Source organism: Hahella ganghwensis DSM 17046, assembly GCF_000376785.1.
Lineage (GTDB): Bacteria > Pseudomonadota > Gammaproteobacteria > Pseudomonadales > Oleiphilaceae > Hahella > Hahella ganghwensis.
Window position 1 is genome coordinate 110,636 of record NZ_AQXX01000136.1, and the last position, 20,566, is coordinate 131,201.

Consider the following 20,566-nt stretch of genomic DNA (forward strand, 5'->3'; position numbering starts at 1 on the left):
CTGCCATTTCATCGGATGAATCAGAAAACAACTCGCTGGTCAGGATAGAAAATAAGAACGGGAGAGCCGTTTATATACCGCTATAGAACACCGGCAAAAACGGCAATGTAGTGAAAAGTGCTTCCCCCAAAGACAAACAGGTGCCAGACGGCATGCAGATAGGGAAAGCGGTCAAGAACAAAGAATATGACACCGAAGGAATACGAAAGACCGCCCGCCAGAATCATCGAAAGAGCAAAAGCAGAAGACCGCAGAGCCAGCTCATCATAGGCAAAGACAATCAACCACCCCATAAAGAGGTAATTGAACAGATGGGCACGCTCAAAGCGCTGGTGGTGAGTGATTTTGAGGACAATACCGATGATCGCCAATCCCCAGATGACACAGAACAGACTCCACCCCCAGGGCCCCCGGAGGTTTACCAGCAGAAACGGCGTATATGTCCCGGCAATCAGAAGATAAATGGAGCAATGATCGAAAACATTAAGGACCGTCTTGGTTGGACGGTGCTGTATTCCGTGATAAAGCGTGGACGCCAGGTACAGTAAAAACAGGCATCCACCATAGATGGATACCCCGACAATTTTCCAGGGGTCCCCTTCCAGACTGGCCAGCGTAATCAACAAGGTTGCTGCCGATACAGCCACCAATAAACCAATTCCATGAGTGACGGTATTCAGCAACTCTTCACTCAGGGTTTGCTCCCTGACCAGGGCTTTCGCATTCTCTCTCGGATCGTCTTTACGCATTCCCACGAGCCTGCCACGGTTCATTTTCCAATACCAGTTAACTCTTTATGAGTTGACTTATTATCGGTTAATTCTTTATCAGCTACTTTTGTACCAGCCAGATTCTGGTCCGGCGTCAGGATTGAGCCGCCGTACCAGAATTAACTGGAGTAAGCATTATGACGTGGGCTCTTTTCAGTTTTACAACACAGCCTCTCAAGCATGGAAGAGCGCCTCGATGTTGCCAGCAGGGCCGTGAGTCCTTTGACCCTGCTGACTCACATCAGCTTTCTGCTCACGAAATGTGGCGAATCACAGCTCGCTTCAAGCCAAGGCTCGCATTGTGAAGGGTTGTTGCCGCGAAGTCACTTTCCCGGAGAGTTACCTCTAAACCTTATCCCAGCAGATCCACCATCACGGCATTGGTATAAACCAGGCTACCATCACTGGCACGATGTCCCACCAGATGAAAATGGCCACGCTGATCGTCTTTATGAATATATACCCGCAACTGGCAATCGGACAATCTGCCACATTGAGGTGGTGTTTCCAGATCCAGATTCGCAATATCCACTTCCAGAATGGTGTCATTTTTTTCGCTGTGTTTTAGCTGCTCCTCTGCTTCTTCCATTCGCAAATGATCTTCATCACTAATACGGAACCGTATAAGCCCGAGTGGACTGGACTTAGTCGCGCCCTCGGGTTTGAACCAGCTATCGAGAGTCATTGTGTTCATGGTTGTTACCTCCAGTTCGAAGAACAACGCCTATATTTACGACGCACTGTCAGTTTCAGCTTAATTTTTTAATCCTCCTCGCTATCGGAATTTCAGCTCAAACGACCGTTCAAGAAACAGGCAATGCAGGTTTTCCCTCAGTTTTCTGTGCGCGCGTTCATTGTTTTTCAAGACTCCATAAATGTCCGCAGGAAGAAACACTTACACACATCACTGTTCATTTTTCATACAACACAATACCCATGAAGCAGGACAGTTTCCTTACTCTTTTCTCGAACCATTTCATATCACAACCAAGTGGGTCCGACTCGGAAGACAACCTCCGATATCACCCGCAGGTGAGGGAAAATGAACAAACTTTGGACTGTACTGCTTTTCGTATCCGTGTTTACTCAGACTGTATGGGCGATGCCTGTACAGAACTCTTATGAAGAATTCGATTACCCGAATTTCACCACCTTCTATGTTTCCCCCACTGGAGATGACAACAACTCCGGATCTGAACAGGCACCTCTGCAGTCAATCAACATGGCCTTGTCTCTGGCTCAGGCAGGTGACAGAGTTTATCTACAGCCGGGACATTACTACGAAAACGTACGCTCCGTGCGACACGGCCAAGCCGACATGCCGATCATTATCCATGGGAGCAAATCCGCGGTTCTCCATGGGGCTCAAGGCAGAATTCTGGAAATCAATCACAGCTATATCCATCTCAGGAACTTTACCATCGACGGCCAGGTGGGAAGCGGCAATACCATGGAGGACTTCAGAGATATCCTTGTCTACGTCAAGGGAAACGAACCCCAACAAGGCCCTACCGGTTTCGTCATGCGAGCCATGAGCCTAAAAAATGCCGGTGGGGAGTGCGTTCGCCTGCGCTACTACGTCACAGAGGCAGAGATATTCGACAACACCTTTTACAATTGCGGTGTCTATGACTTCAAATTCAATAATGGCGGCAAGAACGGCGAAGCCATCTACGTCGGGACTTCTTCCAATCAGTGGGACGATGGTAAGAACCCCACCGGGGGCCCGGACCCAAGCAATCATAACTGGATACACCACAACAAGTTTTTGACTAACGGCAATGAGTGCGTGGATATCAAAGAAGGAGCCGAATACAACCTGGTGGAATACAACATCTGCTCAGGACAGCAGGACCCGAATTCCGCCGGCTTTGATTCCCGGGGAGACCATAATATCTTCCGCTACAACGTCAGCCATGACAACAAAGGGGCCGGCGTCCGCCTTGGCGGCAATACCGTCGATGGCAGACAGTACGGCGTCAACAACCAGGTATACGGAAACCTTCTCTATAACAACGCTCAGGCCGGTGTAAAACTGATGGCTGCACCACAGGAAAAGGTCTGCGGCAACCCCACCAGCGACAACACCGAAGGCGATATCATGGGCAGCAGCGCCATGTCCTATGATCCAGAGTTAAGCTGCTGAGTACTGTGTAACTGACTCCCGCCGGTATGGACACCGGCGTTTGGCTTCTGCATGGAACCCCTTGGGTTATTGGATTCCTGGTAAGAAACGTCCAAGAAATCGTTGCATATGCAGGTAGATTCTCAGACGCCAGTCAGATTTGCTTTTTTATTGTTTGGTAAACGGCTTCACCAGGTCAATTGGTAGCGGAAAAACCACAGTATTGGTCTTATCACTGGCAATTTCAGTCAGTGTCTGCAGATAACGAAGTTGTAGTGCGCTGGGTTCCTCTGCCAGTACTTTCGCCGCTTCTCTGAGTTTTTCGGACGCTTCCATCTCACCGTTGGCGTGAATGACCTTCGCACGCCGGACTCGTTCTGCCTCAGCCTGTTTGGCAATGGCCCGCACCATCTGTTCGTCCAAGTCAACATGCTTGATTTCCACATTCGAAACCTTGATTCCCCAATTGTCCGTCTGTTTATCGAGAATCTGTTGTATATCCACGTTTAACGCATCTCTGGCAGATAGCATCTCGTCCAGTTCATGCTGCCCCAAAACGGATCTCAGAGTGGTCTGGGCCAGTTGACTGGTGGCATCGCGAAAGTTTTCCACGTTAATAATGGCTTGTTGTGCATCAACCACCCGGTAGTAAACCACCGCGTTCACCTTTACAGAGACATTGTCCCTTGAAATGACATCCTGAGTAGGGACATCCATGACCACAGTACGTAGATCCACCCTGACCATTTGCTGAATAAAGGGAATAACCACAATCAAACCCGGCCCCTTTACCCGATAGAAACGTCCCAACAGAAAGATGACCGCCCTCTCATACTCCCGCATGATACGAAACATGCTGAACAGAAATGCCAGCACCAGCAGAAACAGGCTGAGAAAAAAATAATTCATGCTCTATCCTCCAGATCCAATATCAATCCATCCACAGACTTCACCATCAGAATATCGCCCTTTCTTACCGGCTTGCTGTATCTAGCCTGCCAGACTTCACCATGAGTCAATACTCGTCCTGAACCGTCAAAATCATCCAACACCTCCGCCGGGCTGCCGATCAGTGCCTCTTTGCCGGAAACAACTGCCTGACGCCGGGACCGCAATGCCATATGCAGCATCAGCCCCAACATCACCGCAAACGCTACGGCCATTCCTGCGATCATCGGGTAGGCAATCTGAAATGCGGGTAATTCGGTATCCATCAACATCACCGATCCAACGATAAAAGCGACCAGGCCACCAATTCCCAAAATCCCGACACTTGGGGAAAATGCCTCAGCGATCATTAAACCGACACCAAGCAGAATCAACGCCAACCCCGCATAACTGATCGGCAACAACTGCAACGCATACAAAGCAATCAACAGACAAATGGCGCCAATAATGCCAGGACCACCCAAGCCGGGATTGTAGAACTCAAAAATCAGCCCATACATGCCCACCAGCATCAGAATATAGGCCACACTGGGGTCGGTAATGACGGCCAGCAGTTTCAATCGCCAGTCCGGCTGTACCTCTTTGAGCGAGTATGGCAACAGCGCCATTTTGAAAGGTTGCCCATTCAGATCCACCACTCGGCCATTAGCTTGCTGAATCAGGTCATCAATATTCTGGGCAATGTAGTCAATCACGTTTTGTTTCAATGCCTCTTCTGCATCCAGACTGACCGCTTCCCGCACTGCCCGTTCAGCCCAGTCAGCATTCCGTCCGCGCAATCCTGCCAATCCCCTGATATAGGCAACAGCATCATTAATCTGCTTGCGCTCCATTGTGGTAGCGGGGACAGGTACATCAGATGACTCATCATTATTGCCTTCACCGGAATCGTCAGGCTTTTGCTCCTGGTCCTGTTCTGACGTCTGGGGATCTTTTTTCTGGGGTTGCTGCCCCGGCATTTCCGGGCCGCCGATTTGCACTGGCGTTGCTGCTCCCAGATTGGTTGCCGGCGCCATCACTGCGACATGGGCGGCATAGAGCATGTAAGTCCCTGCACTGGCCGCACGGGCGCCTTTCGGATAGACATAGACCGCCACAGGTATGCTGGAGGCCAGTATTGCCTGATTGATGTCCCGCATGGATTTATCCAGGCCACCAGGTGTATCCAGCTTCAGTATCAGCAACTCTGCGCTGGCTTCAGTGGCATTTTCCAGTGACCGCACCAACCAGTCAGCGGAAGCCGGCCCAATCGCCCCCTTGATCGACATGGTCCAGATTGAATGGGTGGCGCTGGGAAGTGAGTCAGTGACCGTCGCCTGGCCGCTCTCTGCTGGGGAGTTTTCAGAGGGTTCGGTACTTGAAGGCCAGAGCAGCATGAGAAGTGCGAACAACACAACTCCCCCCCACAAAATGATTTTGTGATGACGGAGCAGACTATAAAACTGGCGGGACATAGGCCACACCTGTGTTACTCGACTTATCTTACAGGGTACTCCAAATAGCAGAATTTTCCATCCGGCGAAGCAGGACGTTTGCTCTCATAACTCCCCCCTCCGGACCATAAAGGTATTAATGAAATGCATCACATAGGCAGATTTGCATTGGAAATATAAATACCATTAATTCAATTTTTTATGCAACCATTAAGATACCAATAATAAATTTCGTGCGACATCAGTAGATCCAACAGGGAAATTGGTACTAATAATATAATACCTTTTCAGTTATATCTCCCAAGGTATTGAACTGGTACTAAAAGTATCAATCACCTGCATAACCATAACGAAGAAAAGGAGCCCTGGATGTAACAGGGCGATCAAAAAAAGGAATAAACTATGCGTACTTTTAAGACCCCTCCCCTGGGAGTACTAACCTCTGCCGTATTACTGAGCGGCGTCCTCGCTTCCCCGATTGCCGTCTCTTCTTCCGAAGCTCTGGTTGCCGCAGAAGACTGCCGTCCGGAAGGACTGTACCAAACGCCGGGAATCGACGTGCCTTACTGCACGGTGTATGACAGTGACGGCCGGGAGATGATGGGGGCCGACCATCCTCGTCGTATCATCGGGTACTTCACCTCGTGGCGCACTGGTAAAAATGGTGCACCGGCTTATCTGGCCAACGATATCCCCTGGGATAAACTAACCCACATCAATTACGCATTCGCTCATGTGGACGGAAACAATAAAATTTCCGTCGGCAACGTCAGCAATCCGGAAAATGCCGCAACCGGGCTGACCTGGGACGACGTTGACGGCGCCGAAATGGATCCTTCATTCCCCTACCAGGGCCATTTCAACCTAATGAACAAATTCAAGAAGCAGCATCCTCATGTCAAAACTCTGATTTCCGTTGGTGGCTGGGCGGAAACCGGCGGCTATTTCGATGAGAACGGTGACCGAGTGGACAGCGGTGGCTTCTACACCATGACCACCAATGCGGATAACAGCATTAACCATCAGGGCATCAACACATTCGCCGATTCTGTGGTGACCTTCCTGAGGAGCTACGGCTTTGACGGTGTGGATATTGATTACGAATATCCCACCAGCATGAACGACGCCGGCAACCCGGATGATTTCACCATCGCCAATGCCCGTCGCGCCGGTTTGATGGCTTCTTACGTAGAACTCATGAAAACCCTGAGAGAGAAGCTGGACGCAGCGTCAGCGCAAGACGGCAAACACTACATGCTCACCATTGCTTCCCCCTCTTCGGGCTACCTGCTTCGCGGTATGGAGCTGATGCAGATCACGCCTTATCTGGACTACGTGAATATCATGACTTATGACCTGCACGGAGCCTGGAATCAATATGTGGGGCCAAATGCGGCGTTATACGATACCGGCGAGGATGTTGAGCTGAAAGCCTGGAATTATTACAACACCTCTCAATACAAACGCATCGGTTACCTGAATACTGACTGGGCATATAAATATTTCCGGGGCACCATGCAGGCCGGACGTATCAATATCGGTGTGCCTTATTACACCCGCGGTTGGCAGGGGGTCACCGGCGGTCAATCCGGACTTTGGGGAACTGCCTCCTACCCGGATCAGAATAACTGTCCTCCCGGTACCGGCTCGGGTGATAAAAATGATTGCGGTCACGGCGCAATCGGTATCGACAACATCTGGCACGACCTGGATAAACAAGGCAATGAAATGGGCGCCGGTTCCAATCCATTGTGGCACGCCAGGAACCTGGCAGAAGGCATTTCAGGCAGCTACATCTCCGCTTATGGCCTGGATCCGGCAAATGACCCTGCCAATGTACTGACCGGTTCCTACTCCCGTCATTACGATGCAACGGCTGTGGCGCCCTGGTTGTGGAACGCGGAGAAACGCGTATTTCTCTCAATTGAAGACGAACAATCCATTGGCACCAAAGCACAGTACATCGTCGACAACGATATTGGTGGCGTCATGTTTTGGGAACTGGCTGGGGATTACGCATGGAACGAAGCCAAAGGCGAATACTTCATGGGTAATACGCTCACCAACCAGTTTTACGATAAATTCAAAAATGCCGCCCCCTATGGCAGTCAGATTGGCTCAGAACTCCCAGCCACCAGTCTGGACATCCGTTATAGCTTCAGCGGATTCCGCCTTGGCGACCAGAATTATCCAATCAATCCTAAACTGACAATCACCAACCAAACGGGGGAAACCATCCCTGGCGGAACCACATTTGAGTTCCAGGTTCCCACAGCCATACCAGATACAATCAGCGATCAGAGTGGTGTTGGTCTCAAGGTGATAGAAAGTGGTGCCAACAGTTCCGGAAACAATATCGGGGGCCTGGAAAACGACCATCACCGGGTGGCTTTTACCCTGAAGAACTACCAGGCGCTGAATGACGGTCAGAGCATGGACATCACCCTGAATTACTACCTCCCCATGCCGACACCTTCCGACTGGCGAGTCAAAGTCGGAAACCATACATTCGCCCTAAAGCAGGATTATCCGGAACTGCCTGCCGGTTCGATTGATAACGGAGGCGATGATGGTGGAGACGACGGCAATGACGGTGGTAACTGTGACGATGCCAATGTGGACCCTAGTAGCGTCAATGTGTATCCAAACTGGACACAGACCGACTGGCAGGGGAACCCCAGCCACGCCAGTGGCGGAGATATGATGTCACACAACAATGTGGTCTATCGGGCCAACTGGTGGACCCAATCAGTTCCAGGCAGTGACGGAAGCTGGACTGAGGTCTGCTCTTTCTAATTGTCTTTGGTACAAGTTTGTCTCTTGTACAAATGTCTACCGCACAAAAAAGCCGCGATTTATCGCGGCTTTTTTGCCTGAAATTCCCTGGTCCGAATTACTGAACGTAAGGCTTGGACATCGCTTCCACTTCGCCGGACTCTGCCATCGCCTTGAACGTTGCCTGGAGTTTATTAATCAACTCTGGATCCGAATTGATATTCACAGCCATATACAACGGGGTAGAGCGGAAAGTGAGCACGGAAACCAGGTCCGTTATATCCTCTTCAGATGCAACATAGGGACCGGCCAAACCGTCGGTCACCCACAGATCAATCTGATCCAATACCAAGCGCCGTGGGTTAAGACTGTCATTGGCCATGGTGGACACATTAAATCCACGCTCAATGAGGTAGTTACTCATCACATCATCCTTGTACCCACCGATACGGTATTTACGGGCATCATCCAGACTATTCAGCTTAATCGTTGAACCGGGTTTGGCGTAAAGGGTCCAATCGATATTGGCCAAGGGCCCCACCCAATGAAAATACGGCTCACGGTCTTCAGTTCTCGCGGCACAATAAATTGCATGATTAGGTTTAGTTTTCGCCCGGCTCAGCCCGGTTGCCCAGTTTCTGAGTTTTAAACGGTAATCCAGCTTACTCTTTCTCATCAAAGCTTTGACAACGTCTGAACACAGCCCGGCAATATCCTCCTCTTTATGAGCAAATGCGCTGCCGGACAAAGACATGTTATAGGGGGGATAATTTTCAGTGAATATACTTAGCTTTTCCTGAGCCAAAGCCTGATGACCACTGGCCGTGACCACTATCCGACACACAGCCCCAAAAACATTCTACGTAAACTCATCGTAGCATTCTCCTCACCGGAACATTCGTCTTCCGATAACCACACCTTTGTCCTCTCAACTCCTGCTTTTACTGCATAGTGAGAAACCAAGGACGACTGTCGTTACCGCAACACCAATATCCCTCTAACTTATTTGAATCGTTTGCCAATGCTGGATAAGTGGCAGCAGTTGAATTTCAAGCATCCTTTTGAACACTCACTCTGAAACTCTTTAACCCAACGCGTTAATTAATAAAGTTTATACCATTCGGCTGAGTTCGCCGCATATAAGTACTAAATAAACCATGAAACTGGCCAAAATCACCAAATCTATTTGAAGTCATAGACTTAGATACGCTTTCGACCTGGGCCAGATGGCTTTGGGACAATGTTTACAACGTGATAATTCGTATTACTTTTGTAGTGATAAGTTGCTGAATCAACAAGAATTCCAGCGATTCCTCATGATTTGCCGTATTCCAGGCCCGCGGAGTTGCCTGCATAAGGGGCTGGAGTCTGCCCCTTGTCAGAGATCTATAATATTTCAGGCTTTACAGCATAACTCACTGCATATTGACCAGATTATCAGTCAACAACCCGAAAGATTTGCCACCGATTGGTGCCGGACACCACAAAAGGCTCCATGTCCTGTCCCCATTGCCTGTGCGCTTCAATCGTTGCCAGTTTTTCCCAGGTTTGATTCAACTCTGTCAGATCCTCGATAAGGTGCTCCACCTGAATAGTGGATTCCAACGCCCCGACAGACCCCGTCAATATTCGCAACTTATCGCTGTTCAAACCTACCTGCGGGCCAATCTCACTCACCCAGTTTTGCATCAGATCGAGAACTTTCTGTTTGTAGCCAAATTTCGCATCGATAGACCAACGAGCAATCATCATAAGGACTCTCCTCTTTAGTTAACCCGCCCCTTCAGGTCGGGTATTGAATATCATTGCGATTTGTCTTACACACGCCTTCAGTATTCAGTTTATCCGTCAATTATCCCGTTGCAGTCATTATCCAAACCATCTCTGCTACGCTTGCCCTTCTCATTCATCCCTGGGTGAACCTGGGCATTATTATCGTCACAATCTCCCTCTTCAAAGCAGACACCATCGCCATCAAGATCAGTGCAACTTCCCTCTGGAACGGGCAATGGACTTCCTGCGACCCACAGCAACGCACTGTAAGCCTGAACCAAGCCAAATCCGTATTTCTTATCAGGGCCACTTTCGCCAAGATCCAGAGCTGTCTGAGTCAAGGCAGATTTGATGTCATCCGGATGACTCGCGGTGCCATTGGCAATCAGCAGTGCTGCTGTAGCAGCAACATGAGGTGATGCCATGGAGGTCCCCTGGTAAAACCAGTATCCGAATCCATTACCGTCAAATGTCTCCTGCAGAACCCCATCGGCATAGCCATCACCATTGCCGTCAGCCGAAAGGTTACCACCCGGGGCCACCAGGTCCAGACCGGTTCCCTGATTGGAGTAGCGGACTAACGAATTATTGTAGTCTGTTGCCCCCACGGACAGCGTCGTCTTATAGATCGCGGGGTAGCTGACATTTTTCCTGAAACCATCATTTCCTGCGGCTGCCACCACAGTCACGCCGGAGGCATAGGCATAATCCAGGGCCGGATCCATTACCGGATCCCGTGTAATACCGAATCTGGCATCGATCCCCAGACTCATGTTGATAACTTTCGCCCCCTGATCCACGGCATAAACGATTCCTGCCGCGATATCCGAAAAGGTACCACTGCCCTCATCGTTCAACACTTTCACTGGCATGATGCAACTGCCATGGGCAAGTCCGGCGACACCGACCCCATTGCCCGTGCTCTGCCCAACCGTCCCTGACACATGAGTCCCATGCCCATCACCATCATGGGCGCCACTGGCATTCCCCAACATACTGGCAGGGGACACCACACAGTGAATCCCATCGGGACCTCCATTGTTCAGACCGGTGTCCAGAATCGCTACCGTCACACCTTCGCCAGTTGACAGCGTCCAGGCCTGCTGCGCCTGAACATTATCAAAGTGCCACTGGTAGCTGGAAAAAGGATCGCCAGTGGTTACAAACTTCCTGGCTATTCGATTCAGATGGGCCTGAATTCCCATCTTTTTCAGGCGGGCAATTTCCTGCTGCTCCGCTCCTGGAGTCACTTCAAGAACAACGATTCCCGCATTCCGGTGCTGGCGCTTAATCATATTGCCTGGCACTAAATCGATATTGTCGATAACAACCAGTTCACCCTGACGAAAAGGCGGTCCCTCTGCAGAGGCCATCGCCCATCCGCCAAAGAAAGTTGTACTCCACATCATGAACACATAGAACCACTGTTTCATTTTGAGCACCCTTTACTGCGTTGGTATTTAAAGTCTAGCTAATGTTACAGTTTGTAAGTAATTCCTTATCGTCATGAAAACAGCTAACCTTATAGTGTCTGGCCGTTGCTCTATAAAACTTCGAGTACAAGTACGAGCCGCAAGCCTGCCGTGAACTTATAGGAAGGGTTTGTCCTTAACTTAATGCGAAATTCTCTTCCCCAACACTTCCAGTGTTTACAAAAGCGCCTACACTAAAAAGAAAGGGCAGTACCTGCCTTATTCAGTGAAAGGAGGCAGGTGAAAAGAGACAGTGAAAACCAGACGAAACATGGCGGTGTCCGGCAGCTCCGTTCACCACCCAGGCATGCCGGAGAGTTGATATACATCACTAAATCAAAAAAACACTAATAGTTACTTGCCTTTCCCGCTTGCCATTCGATAATCATTGTCTAACATTTTGAGAATGCTGATAAATTTATCCAGCGACCGGCAGAAATAAAAAATTGATAAATCGCCTCCCAAATGCCAATAACTTTCCAATCAAAGGAAAACACATGCCGATATACAAAGCCTCCGGGAAGGTGGCGTTTCTACTCTTCGCTATCATTTCCACACTTACTATTATTTCCTCACAAGCCATCGCCGCCCAGAATGACATCACTTTTTGCAGTGATAACAACTACTGGTACCCTTTCACCTATGTGAACGATGATGGAGAAGCCGCTGGCGTCCATGTGGATATCGTCAAACAGGCAGCGCGCAATCTTGGTTATAACGTCGAATTCAAACCCATGCTGTGGCAGGATTGTCTGGATTCAGCCCGGGGAAATCTGGTCCATGGAGTGGTGACCGCCTCTTATAAACAAGAGCGGGCGCAATATATGAATTACCCTGTCGATGCGGTTACCGCCAAGCGATCGGCTTCCCGGGTCGCCCAGGTGGAGTACATCGTGGTGGTCTCCAGTGACAGTAACTACGACTTCAAGGGTGATTTGAATACGCTTCCTGAACCTGTTCGCGTGGCCAAGGGTTACTCGATTGTCAGCACATTGCGTGAATCCAACAGAAAGATTTACGAGAGCAAGACCGGCGAACTGCGTAATATCGAGAAGCTGGCAAAGCTGAAAAGCGGCTCTGTCATCACAACGCCGGAAGTTTATCATCACCTGCAGAAAGACCCGAACTTCAAAGGTCTGCTGAAGTCCAATCTATTCCCCATCAGCAGTAAATCCTACCACCTGACATTCGCTAAAGGCGCTCCATTTGATGCCAGTCAGGAAAATGCCATCTGGGATGAAGTGGCCAGGTTACGTGATGACCCAAAATTCATGGGTGCTCTAACCGAGAAATATCTGCGTTAGAGGCCTATCTCCCCCAGTTGTCTGCCGGTGATGGCTTATACAAGAGCACTTGCATGAGATCATTGGCAGACAATTGGCGGGCAGTTCTATAACGAGTATCCTCATTCATCCTCACCAAGCCAGCAACCGGTCATTCCCCCGGCCGGAAATTTACTCCCCTCGCTCCCATCGCCTTTTACACAATCCCAGCAGGCTCTCCAGAGCTTTTTCCGTCTCCTGGTGGCTTGGGTAGGCCAATCCAATTTCCAGCTTCAGATCGATTTCCGCCAGTGGTCTTAGCACAATATCCTTACGTTCCCGGGTCGTAGGCCAGTCCGGTACCAGAGCCGCCCCGACACCAGCGCTGACCAACCCCAGAGCATATTCAATGGTTCGAATGTTGGCCCGTACATGGAATTCAATTTGCCGTGTCCGCAATTCCTGCTGCAGCCTCTGTAAAGCGTCGCAAGGACTGCGATGTATGAACGGCAGGTTATTGAGCTCCTCCAGCGGCACTTCTTCTTTCAGACAGAGTGGATGACCCGGTGGTAACGCCAGCAGATAACGATCAAGCCATATAGGCTGAAAATGATCATCGTCACGGATATGCGCCGGAGTGATAATACAGGCATCACAGAGTTCTTCCGGGTTGACCAGTGTGAGTTCCAGAGACTCCACGGTCTGGATAAGCTCTTTTAGCAACTGGCTCATCCGATCCGTTCCCAGGGATCGCATTAACCCCAGCGTAAAGGAGACTGGACGCGGCTGACTACGAAACAGGTGCGTGATGGCCTGCGCCTCGCTGGTCAGCTTCTTTGCCAAAGGATAGAGACGCTGAGCCGCATCAGTCGGGTATACCCCCTTGCTATGACGAGTGAAAAGAGAGGCTTCCAGGTGACTTTCCAACTGCTGAATAGCCGCCGATATGGAGGGTTGTGCCACAAAACAGCGTCTGGCCGCCGCCGAAATGGAGCCAAGCTCATATACCGCAATAAAATAACGCAGCTCCCGTAAGTCCATACTATTTCCTGCATTCCTGTCACCAAGGGTGATCAATATCCTGCTGTCATCTTGCTATAGAAATCAGCTATAGCACTTTCATATAAATTATATTTCAACTCTATCAAAAGTGCTCGTATGCTAGGGTCTGTTAACGATTTGTCGTACCTGCACTGACAGTAGTTTCCATTTGGGCTTCCTCTGCTCAGTCAGGCATTGATTAGATAGACCCAGGTCAAACAATAGGCCAACCAATAGATCAGACAGACACAGGCCCATTCCGGAGAATAGTATTCATGAGCGCGAGCAAACCCCAATTCGACTGGCAAGACCCTTTCCTGCTGGAAACCCAGCTAACCGATGATGAGCGTATGATTCGCGACACAGCCCGCGACTACGCCCAGGAAAAGCTCATGCCCCGAATACTGGAAGCGAACCGGAAGGAAATCTTTCATCGTGAAATCATGAACGAGCTTGGCGAACTGGGCCTGCTCGGCTGTACCCTGCCTGAAGAGTACGGGTGCGCCGGGACCAATTATGTCAGCTATGGTCTGGTCGCCAGAGAAGTGGAAAGGGTCGACAGCGGCTATCGCTCAGCCATGAGCGTGCAGTCTTCCCTGGTCATGCATCCGATACACGCTTATGGCAGTGAAGAACAGCGCAAGAAATATCTGCCCAAGCTGGCCTCGGGGGAATGGGTGGGATGTTTCGGACTGACTGAACCGGACTCAGGTTCAGACCCCGGCAGCATGCGCACCCGTGCCGAAAAAGTGGCGGATGGTTACCTGCTTAAAGGCACCAAAATGTGGATCACCAACTCCCCGATTGCCGATGTGATGGTGGTTTGGGCCAAGCTGGATGGCGAGATTCGCGGGTTTATTCTTGAAAAAGGAATGCCTGGCCTCTCAGCTCCCAAGATAGAAGGAAAGTTCTCTCTACGGGCCTCTATTACCGGTGAAATCGTCATGGAGGATGTGTTCGTCCCTGAGTCCCAGATTCTTCCCAATGCTTCAGGCCTGAAGGGCCCCTTCGGCTGCCTGAACAAAGCCCGCTATGGGATCGCCTGGGGTGCGTTGGGGGCTGCGGAGTTCTGCTGGACACAGGCACGCCAGTACACCCTTGACCGCAAACAGTTTGGTCGCCCTTTGGCGGCGAATCAATTGGTTCAGTTGAAACTGGCAAATATGCAGACAGAAATTAGTGTTGGCCTACAAGCCTGCCTGCAGGCAGGTCGACTGATGGATAACGATCAGTGCGCCCCAGAATTGATCTCGCTGATCAAACGCAACTCCTGTGGCAAAGCCCTGGACATTGCACGCATCGCCAGAGACATGCATGGGGGTAACGGCATCGCGGATGAATTCCATGTCATACGCCACGTCTGCAACCTGGAAGCGGTGAACACCTATGAAGGCACTCACGATATTCATGCTCTGATATTGGGCCGTGCTCAAACCGGGTTGCAGGCCTTTACGGGCGTCTGAGTTTCTCCGGAGTCTCAGATTTATACTGGAGCTCCAGAAGATGCGCTGTCCAGACAATATACACGTTAAAAATAACAAGCAATATCGCCGGCCCCGAATGGGGTCGGTTCTTCTATCAGGCTGAGGATATCCAGCATGCAAAATCGCGCGGAAGTGGTGGAACAAAATTTTATACGGCGAGTGAGCTCCGGCGATCTGCCACAAGCACTGAGTAACACCACTCCTGCACAAGCAGGGCTCAGTCACGCCGAGGCCGTGGCACTATTTGAATCCCAGGTCTTGTCCAGAGTATTGGATCTTCATTCCCGAAGGTTACAGTCACATGGAGAAAGCTTTTACACCATCGGCAGCTCCGGCCATGAAGGCAATGCCGCCATCGCCGCCGCTTTCCGGCACAACGACATGGCCTTCCTGCACTACCGTGATGCGGCGTTCATGATTCAGCGTAGCAAGCAATTGCCAGGCGAAACCATCGCCTGGGATTTACTGCTCAGTTTTGCAGCGTCCAGCGAAGACCCCATTGCCGGTGGTCGCCACAAAGTGCTGGGCTCCAAGACTCTGTTTATTCCACCTCAAACCAGCACCATCGCCTCCCACCTGCCTAAAGCGGTTGGGGCAGCCTATAGTGTCGGGCTAAACCGCCGTATTGGCCAGACGGGTGAAATGCCGAGCGATGCCGTCGTCATCTGCAGTTTTGGCGATGCTTCGTTGAACCACTCCACCTCACAAGGTGCGATCAATACTTCCTGCTGGACAGCCTACCAACGCATTCCCCTGCCCTTGCTCTGGGTTTGTGAAGATAACGGCATTGGCATCTCCGTGCGTACCCCCCCAGGCTGGGTGGAATCCAGTGTCAGACACCGCCCCGGCATGAACTATCTACGCTGTGATGGCCTTAACTTTGCCGATGTTTACGCCAGAGCCAGAGAAGCGGAAAAACTGGTGAGAAAGCGCCGCCAGCCTACGTTTCTACATATGAGCTGCGTTCGTCTGATGGGCCATGCCGGCTCGGACGCACAGCAAGCTTATCTCTCCATGAAGGAAATCGAGGCTCACGAAGCGCAAGACCCGCTACTACACTCGGCCAGAATACTGCTGGAAAATCACCTGCTGACCTCACAGCAGATATCAGATCTTTATCAGGCAACGTCGGAAAGAGTCGCCAAGGTTGCCGAGGCCGCGATTCAACGACCTAAATTGCTGTCGGCAGAGGGTGTCATGGCAAGCCTGACACCACCCAAACGATCTCCTGAAGCCATTGCTGACGTCAAAGCGACGTCAACGATCACCAGAGAGCAGGCTTTCTCCCGAGAAGCAGGCCAGATGAACAGCCCCCAGCATACCGCCAGGCTCATCAACTGGGCATTGACGGATCTGATGGTGAATCATCCAAACATTGTTTTGGCCGGTGAAGATGTCGGTCGCAAAGGCGGTGTATACGGGGTCACTCAAAAATTGCAGGAAAAATTCGGGGCTCATCGGGTCATTGACACATTACTGGATGAACAAAGCATTCTGGGCCTGGGTATCGGGATGGCTCATAACCGCTTGCTGCCGATTGTCGAAATTCAGTTCCTGGCCTATGTACATAACGCTGAAGATCAGTTGCGGGGAGAAGCCGCCACATTAAGCTTTTTCTCTCAGGGACAGTTCACCAATCCTATGGTGATCCGGATTGCCGGCCTCGCCTATCAGAAAGGTTTCGGTGGTCACTTTCATAATGACAACTCATTTAACGTCTTTCGGGATATTCCAGGTGTGATCGTTGCCTGCCCTTCTAACGGCCAGGACGCTGTCTCCATGCTACGTGAAGCGGTGCGGCTGGCCCACGAAGAGCAACGTGTCGTGGTTTTCCTGGAGCCGATTGCCCTTTACATGACCAGAGATCTTCTTGATGAGGGTGATGGTGCCTGGACTTTCCCCTACAAAACTCCTGAGGAAGATCAAAGTATTGGCTTTGGTGAAATTGGCCAGTGGGGAGACGGTAAAGATCTGGCCATCGTCACCTATGGCAACGGTTACTATCTCAGCAGACAGGCCGCTCAATCCCTTGAAGAGGCTGGTATAAGGCTCCGGATTATCGATTTAAGATGGTTACTTCCCCTACCGGCAGATGCACTGTTAGCTGCGATCAAGGACTGTAAGCATGTTCTGGTCGTCGATGAATGCCGCCGCACCGGCTCCGTTAGTGAAGAAATCATGACTCTGCTGATGGAAGCCGGCTGGGATCGGTCCAGAGTTGCCCGCTTGAGCGCTGAAGATTCCTTTATCCCCCTGGGCAAAGCCGCCACTTCGACATTGCCCAGCCGGGACAGTATTACCGAAGCAGCCAGAGAACTTGTCGGACACGTACGGCTGGCCAAAGCGGAATAGAGCCCATTAGACGGCAAGCCCAAGTAGATCACTAAATGAGTAGCGTTATGACGAGCGATCAAACCACCAAAAAAGAAAGAATCATTGTCGTCTGCCCTGGCCGAGGCACTTATAACCAGAATGAACTGGGCTATTTGACCCGTTTTCATTCAGACAAAAAAGATCTCCTTACAGAATTTGATCACTATCGAAACGCCCAGCAACAAATCCCACTGAGCGAATTGGATGGCGCTGACAAATATGCCCTGAAGCAACACTCTTCTGGTGATAACGCCTCAGCCCTGATTTATGCCTGCGCTTATTCTGACTTTCTGAGTATCGATCAGAATCGCTACGAGATCGTTGCCATTACAGGAAACAGTATGGGCTGGTATATCGCCCTGGCCTGTGCCGGTGCCCTCGCCCCCATGGATGCCCTGCACTTGATCAATCATATGGGCACGGCCATGCACAATGCCCTGATCGGTGGTCAGGTCGTTTATACCCTGGTCGACGAGCAATGGCAGCCTATCCCGGGTAAACGGGAACAGGTCATCAATCTACTGACCAAGATCAATCAGGAACAGGACGGTGAAGAAGCCTTCATATCGATTGAGCTAGGTGGCATGCTGGTTCTCGCCGGTACCAATCGCGCCTGCAAAATGATGTTGGCAGAACTCCCTCCGGAGCAGGATCGTTTTCCCCTAAAATTACATAATCACGCGGCATTTCACACACCTCTACAAACTCCCGTTATGGAACAGGCGAGACAGCACCTCAGTACACAGCCATTTCAGACGCCTGACATCCCGCTCGTAGACGGTCGCGGTGGCATCTGGACACCCTGGAGTACAGACACCGATGATCTGTGGGACTATACCCTCGGTCACCAGGTGGTCCAACCCTACGACTTTACACTGGCCGTTGAAGTTGCCATTAAAGAGTTTGCCCCGGATAAAATTGCCGTCCTTGGGCCTGGTGACACATTGGGCGGAGCCGTCGCGCAAACCATGACTAAGATGCACTGGCAAGGTATGTCAGATAAGAGCAGCTTCCAGTCACAACAGAAGACTGAACCATTGCTGTTGGCGATGGGGAGAGAGGATCAGGCGGAGAGACTGGGACGCTGATGTGCGTCCCAACAACAAAAAAAGGAAAAAGAGCAGTAAGTCGACGAACGGGATCTGTCGACTTAGGTAACTCTAGTCATAATGATTGGCCATAATATTCTTTAACCCACCGCTGTATTGCATCCATACCACGATGGCCTCTCCTCGTGAGGCGACGGCAATCTGAGGGGCTACCGCCTGGCCGGAGTCATCATTTTCAATCAGTACCGCTCCTTCCCATTTATCAGCCTCAAGCGTATAGCGATTGGCCCATATGTTGGTCATTCCGGATCCATCATCATTTTTCCAGACAACGATGGTATTGCCATCTCCATCGGTCGCCAGTTGCGGCGAGGATGAATCTCCCTCATTTCCTACTTCGATGGGAATGACTCCCAGCCATTTATTGTCGGATGTTGAAAAACGATTGGCGTAAATATTGATATGAGCACCATCATCTTGTGCCCAAACGGCCATAGCATCCCCGTTTGAATCAAATTCAACCTGTGGATTCTGAGCATCCCCGGAATCACTCTCTTCCAGAAGAGTCACCGCTCCCCAAAGTTGATCCTCAGAGGAATAACGAGTTGCGTAAATGTTGGTATGAAGACCATCAAACTGCTGCCAAACTGCCACAATATTGTCACCGTCTGTCGTCAGTTGAGGATGCCTCGCGTCTCCCGCATTATCAAGCTCAAGAAACTCAGCGGTGCCCCAAGTCCCTTCATCAGCAGAGTACTTGTTAACGAAGATATTAAATCTTGTGCCGTCGTTCTGCTCCCATACTACAAATGCATCCCCAGTATTATTGAATACCACTTGGGGTTCATCGGCGTCGCCACTGTAGTTATTTTCCAACAGTGTCGCCTTCCCCCAACGTTTCTCTTCCGCTGAATAACGATTCGCATAGATACTGGACTTTGGTATGTCCTGCTGATACCACACCACCACGGCATTTCCGTCACGATCAATCGCGATTTGTGGAATATCGGCGTATCCGTCACCGGACTCTATCAGCTCAGCACCTTCCCACTTTCCATCTTCCGCAGAATAGCGATTTGCATAAATATTTCTTTGGTCATCGTCATGTTGGCTCCAGACTGCCAGCGCATTGCCATCCGCATCAAAAGCCACTTGCGGTGAATAGGAATTACCTCTTTCATCGGCCTGAATAAGTATTGGATCACCCCAGGTTCCATCCACGGCAGAATAACGATTAGCATAGGTGTTATAGCGGGTGTTATTGGCCTGTATCCAAACCGCGATCGCATTCCCTTCAGCGTCATAAGCCACCTCAGGCGAGTCAGCATGAGGCGTACTATCCTCGATAGAAACCGGCCCGGTCCACCCACCATTAGAGGTTGTAAATGACCAGGAATATTGATTACCCAACGTATTGCCTGAAAGATCTGTAATATCCTGACTCAGGGAAGCCGTCAATTGCGTTCCCATAGGTAATCTCTCATCGGGCCTGAAAACGATCGCGTTACTGACACCATCAAACTCCAGCTGTCCGGCAATATTCCCGGCATTCCCCGTCAGCTTTAAGCTCTCCTGGGATACACTGGTCGCAAGAATATCCTCATTAAACTGAGCTTTTACTAACGCCGCCCTTATGACATTGTTTGCATCTGCACCAGGGCTTGTACTGCTGACCACCGGCCTAGTGTCATCATCTCGCGAATCCGAGCCACCACCGCCACCTCCGCAAGCGGACAAAACTAACGAGCAAACGAATATAGAAACCTTATGTGAAGTGCTGAGAGCCATCTTATGATCCTTCTAATACGTAAGCGTCCGGCTATCACAGGTTGACCGGACCGCTCCAGTTGTGAGGCAGTAATTCAGCAATGGCACTGTTCTTCTGCGTCGGCAGACGCGCCAGTACATCTTTCAGATAAGCATAGGGATCATGTCCGTTCAGTTTGGCCGATTGGATCAGACTCATTACTGCCGCTGCCCGCTGACCACTGCGCAGCGATCCGGCAAACAACCAGTTGGAACGACCCAGCGCCCAAGGCCGGATCTGGTTTTCCACCCAAT

Annotated in this window: 16 protein-coding genes; 6 read left to right on the top strand and 10 right to left on the bottom strand. The window is 50.6% G+C overall.

The genetic code is table 11. The annotated features are described in order from the left end of the window. Window positions 1-80: 80 nt before the first annotated feature. Together trhA and F566_RS0124645 are read right to left on the bottom strand one after the other, a co-directional pair. Entirely contained in the window at window positions 81-773 is a 693-nt protein-coding gene (gene trhA, locus F566_RS0124640) for a PAQR family membrane homeostasis protein TrhA (RefSeq protein ID WP_020409706.1), read from the bottom strand. Window positions 774-1,122: 349 nt separating this feature from the next. After that, complete coding sequence (locus tag F566_RS0124645) at window positions 1,123-1,464, bottom strand: hypothetical protein (protein WP_020409707.1); 342 nt, start codon at window positions 1,462-1,464, stop codon at window positions 1,123-1,125. A 348-nt stretch (window positions 1,465-1,812) separates the two neighbouring features. On the opposite strand from F566_RS0124645, the gene F566_RS33945 reads away from it, so the two are divergent. Continuing rightward, window positions 1,813-2,916, top strand: coding sequence for a DUF1565 domain-containing protein (locus tag F566_RS33945; RefSeq protein WP_020409708.1), 1,104 nt, complete (start codon window positions 1,813-1,815; stop codon window positions 2,914-2,916). A gap of 147 nt (window positions 2,917-3,063) precedes the next feature. Here the strand turns inward: F566_RS33945 and F566_RS0124655 are convergent, their stop codons facing one another. Further along, window positions 3,064-3,804, bottom strand: a complete 741-nt coding sequence (locus F566_RS0124655; RefSeq protein WP_020409709.1) for a slipin family protein — start codon at window positions 3,802-3,804, stop codon at window positions 3,064-3,066. Beyond that, on the bottom strand, window positions 3,801-5,297 hold the full coding sequence (locus tag F566_RS0124660) for an NfeD family protein (protein WP_020409710.1): 1,497 nt from the start codon (window positions 5,295-5,297) through the stop codon (window positions 3,801-3,803). The genes F566_RS0124655 and F566_RS0124660 overlap by 4 nt, the downstream gene beginning before the upstream one ends. Before the next feature lie 381 nt (window positions 5,298-5,678). On the opposite strand from F566_RS0124660, the gene F566_RS0124665 reads away from it, so the two are divergent. Next, the gene (locus F566_RS0124665; protein ID WP_020409711.1) at window positions 5,679-8,072 is read left to right on the top strand and encodes a glycosyl hydrolase family 18 protein; all 2,394 of its coding nucleotides are present in this window, start codon (window positions 5,679-5,681) and stop codon (window positions 8,070-8,072) included. Between the two features lie 97 nt (window positions 8,073-8,169). Here the strand turns inward: F566_RS0124665 and F566_RS0124670 are convergent, their stop codons facing one another. The 3 genes from F566_RS0124670 to F566_RS0124680 all read right to left on the bottom strand — a co-directional run bounded on the left by F566_RS0124670 (window position 8,170) and on the right by F566_RS0124680 (window position 11,257). Next, on the bottom strand, window positions 8,170-8,883 hold the full coding sequence (locus F566_RS0124670; protein WP_020409712.1) for a substrate-binding periplasmic protein: 714 nt from the start codon (window positions 8,881-8,883) through the stop codon (window positions 8,170-8,172). 605 nt (window positions 8,884-9,488) lie between these two features. Then, on the bottom strand, window positions 9,489-9,803 hold the full coding sequence (locus tag F566_RS0124675; RefSeq protein ID WP_020409713.1) for a hypothetical protein: 315 nt from the start codon (window positions 9,801-9,803) through the stop codon (window positions 9,489-9,491). Window positions 9,804-9,892: 89 nt separating this feature from the next. Continuing rightward, window positions 9,893-11,257: a S8 family serine peptidase gene (locus F566_RS0124680; RefSeq protein ID WP_020409714.1), complete on the bottom strand. Its 1,365-nt coding sequence runs from the start codon at window positions 11,255-11,257 to the stop codon at window positions 9,893-9,895. A gap of 536 nt (window positions 11,258-11,793) precedes the next feature. On the opposite strand from F566_RS0124680, the gene F566_RS0124685 reads away from it, so the two are divergent. Continuing rightward, window positions 11,794-12,600, top strand: coding sequence for a substrate-binding periplasmic protein (locus F566_RS0124685; RefSeq protein WP_020409715.1), 807 nt, complete (start codon window positions 11,794-11,796; stop codon window positions 12,598-12,600). Between the two features lie 150 nt (window positions 12,601-12,750). Here the strand turns inward: F566_RS0124685 and F566_RS0124690 are convergent, their stop codons facing one another. Beyond that, window positions 12,751-13,599 (bottom strand): LysR family transcriptional regulator, encoded by an 849-nt coding sequence (locus F566_RS0124690; RefSeq protein ID WP_020409716.1) that lies wholly within the window; start codon window positions 13,597-13,599, stop codon window positions 12,751-12,753. 275 nt (window positions 13,600-13,874) lie between these two features. Between F566_RS0124690 and F566_RS0124695 the strand changes: the two genes are divergently transcribed. The 3 genes from F566_RS0124695 (at window position 13,875) to F566_RS0124705 (ending at window position 18,544) form a co-directional block, all read left to right on the top strand. Beyond that, window positions 13,875-15,062 carry an acyl-CoA dehydrogenase gene (locus F566_RS0124695; RefSeq protein WP_020409717.1) on the top strand — a complete coding sequence of 396 codons (1,188 nt, stop codon included), beginning with the start codon at window positions 13,875-13,877 and terminating at the stop codon, window positions 15,060-15,062. 135 nt (window positions 15,063-15,197) lie between these two features. Next, window positions 15,198-17,435: a thiamine pyrophosphate-dependent enzyme gene (locus F566_RS0124700; RefSeq protein WP_020409718.1), complete on the top strand. Its 2,238-nt coding sequence runs from the start codon at window positions 15,198-15,200 to the stop codon at window positions 17,433-17,435. A gap of 47 nt (window positions 17,436-17,482) precedes the next feature. After that, on the top strand, window positions 17,483-18,544 hold the full coding sequence (locus F566_RS0124705; protein WP_020409719.1) for an ACP S-malonyltransferase: 1,062 nt from the start codon (window positions 17,483-17,485) through the stop codon (window positions 18,542-18,544). 72 nt (window positions 18,545-18,616) lie between these two features. On the opposite strand, the gene F566_RS0124710 is transcribed toward F566_RS0124705, so the two are convergent. Continuing rightward, window positions 18,617-20,293 (bottom strand): Ig-like domain-containing domain, encoded by a 1,677-nt coding sequence (locus tag F566_RS0124710; RefSeq protein WP_020409720.1) that lies wholly within the window; start codon window positions 20,291-20,293, stop codon window positions 18,617-18,619. 34 nt (window positions 20,294-20,327) lie between these two features. Further along, window positions 20,328-20,566 (bottom strand): IS66 family transposase (locus tag F566_RS0124715; RefSeq protein ID WP_020405052.1); only part of this gene is annotated, 239 nt, incomplete at its 5' end.